This window comes from Mesorhizobium sp. M7A.F.Ca.US.005.03.2.1, assembly GCF_003997795.1.
GTDB classification, from domain to species: domain Bacteria; phylum Pseudomonadota; class Alphaproteobacteria; order Rhizobiales; family Rhizobiaceae; genus Mesorhizobium; species Mesorhizobium ciceri.
Genome location: NZ_RZRP01001004.1, coordinates 1 through 2,086, shown reverse-complemented (window position 1 = coordinate 2,086; position 2,086 = coordinate 1). Strand labels below are relative to the sequence as shown.

3 protein-coding genes are annotated in these 2,086 nt (G+C 63.2%); 2 read left to right on the top strand and 1 reads right to left on the bottom strand.

Annotation, left to right across the window (positions count from 1 at the left end; all coding sequences use genetic code 11):
- A partial coding sequence (locus EN991_RS33830) for a CDP-alcohol phosphatidyltransferase family protein (RefSeq protein WP_164769581.1) occupies positions 1 to 302 on the bottom strand: 302 nt, incomplete at its 3' end.
- 195 nt (positions 303 to 497) lie between these two features.
- On the opposite strand from EN991_RS33830, the gene EN991_RS33825 reads away from it, so the two are divergent.
- Together EN991_RS33825 and EN991_RS33820 are read left to right on the top strand one after the other, a co-directional pair.
- Positions 498 to 977: a MarR family transcriptional regulator gene (locus tag EN991_RS33825; RefSeq protein WP_013532372.1), complete on the top strand. Its 480-nt coding sequence runs from the start codon at positions 498 to 500 to the stop codon at positions 975 to 977.
- On the top strand, positions 974 to 2,086 hold a 1,113-nt coding region (locus tag EN991_RS33820), incomplete at its 3' end, for an HlyD family secretion protein (protein ID WP_164769580.1). The genes EN991_RS33825 and EN991_RS33820, both read left to right, overlap by 4 nt.

Genomic DNA, 2,086 nt, shown 5'->3' with positions numbered 1-2,086 from the left:
ATGTCGTTTCGGACCTCGCCCAACTCGTTCAGATACATGCCGAGCGTCGAGGCTTGGCCATGCTCGCGCGCCAGCATGCCGTCCACGGCATTCAGCGCCATGCGCACGAACATCACCACGGGGATAAGCAACAGCAGCCAGCGCCATTCATGCCGGATCGCAATGGCCGCGCCGGCGGCTATCGACATCGCGGCCGCCAGGATGGTTATGCTGTTTGCGGTGACCCCGATAGCCGCCAGCCGATTGACCAGCGGCCGCAGTCGACCCTGGAAGGCCGGCTTGAGAGCGTAAAGCGTCGGCATTGCGTTGATCCCCCGATCCTGTTCAGCGGCTGTACATCAATATGCCAGACGCGACCAGCGGAGAGGCGGCGCGGCCATCATGCGTTCGCAAATCGATAACCATGATTTGCCCGGCAAAGCTGTCATGCACATTTGTCGGCTTTGTGTGCACTGCGGCATCTTGAATAGTGAGCACGCTTATTATATATCTCGCTCATGGTTTCCGATGGCATCGACAGATTGGGCTTCTTGATCCACGACGTGCAGCGCCTGATGCGCAAGCGCTTCGAGGCGAGGGCCAGTGGCTTGGGGCTTTCTTCGGCGCAATGGCGGCTTCTGGTCCGCGTTGCCAAGGAAGACGGTGTCGCGCAGGCGCGGCTGGCCGAACTTCTCGAAATCGAGCCGATCAGCGTTTCGCGCCTGGTCGACCGCATGGAGGAGGGAGGCTGGATCGAGCGTCGTTCCGACGCTGCCGATCGCCGCGTCCGCATGATCTTCCTGACGCCCAAGGCAAGCGATGCCTACGCCGTGATCAAGAGCATTGCCGGAGAAGTCTATGAGGAATCGCTGGTCGGCGTGAAACCGGAAGCCCGTCGCGTCCTCGTCGAGGGACTTGAGGCGATGGTCCGCAACCTGACCGACGACGAGACGCCGTCCATTGAAAAAGTGAAGAACACAGAGGGCGCAGCAGCATGAACGCGGTAGCCAAGATAGACGAGAAAGTGACCGAACTGGAAATGGAAGCGCCGGCGCAGCCGGCCGCGGCCCCGGCGACCGTTGCTCCCCCGGTGCAGCCGGCTCCGGCGCCGGTGAAGAAAAAGCGCCGGCTGGGCCGCTTCCTGCTGATGGTCGCGCTGCCTGCGGCATTGGCTGTTGGCGGCGGCTATGTCTGGGTTACCGGCGGCCGCTATCAGGAGACCGAGAACGCCAATCTGCAGCAGGCCAAGGTATCGATCGCTTCCGACACGGCCGGCCGCATCGTCAAGGTCGATATCTTCGATAACCAGCTGGTCAAGCAGGGTGACGAGCTGTTTGCCATCGACCCCGAGCCCTACCGGATCGCGTTGGCTCAGGCCGACGCGGCGGTGGCGGGCGCGCGTCTCAATGTCGAGCAGTTGCGCGCCGCCTATGGCCAGTCGATGGCTCAGCAGAAGTCCGATGCCAGCCAGGTCGCCTTCGCCCAGTCGCAGTTCGACCGCGCCGCCGATCTTGCCCAGAAGGGCATCAACGCCAAATCGTCGCTGGACGAAGCCAAGAACGATCTCGACAAGGCCAAGCAGCAGCTGGCCGTTGCCGAGCAAGGCATCATCAGCGCCAAGGCAGCCCTTGGCGGCAATCCCGACATCGAAACCGACAAACATCCGACCGTGATGGCCGCGCTCGCCGCGCGCGACAAGGCCGCCTACGACCTGGCGCAGACCACGGTCAAGGCGCCGGCTGACGGCATCGTCAGCCAGGCCTCGTCGTTCAAGGTCGGCCAATATGTCGGTTCCGGCACGCCGCTGTTTTCGCTGGTCGAGACCGGCGACACCTGGATCGATGCCAATTTCAAGGAAACGCAGCTCACCCACATGAAGCCCGGTCAGAAGGCCGAGATCGTGGTCGACACCTATCCGGGGCGCACCTTCGAGGCGACGGTCAAGGCGATCGGCGCCGGCACGGGAGCCGAGTTCTCGCTGCTGCCGGCCCAGAATGCCACCGGCAACTGGGTCAAGGTCACACAGCGCATCCCGGTTCGTCTCGAACTGACCGATACGGACGCCAAGATGGCGTTGCGCACCGGCATGAGCGCCACCGTTACCGTC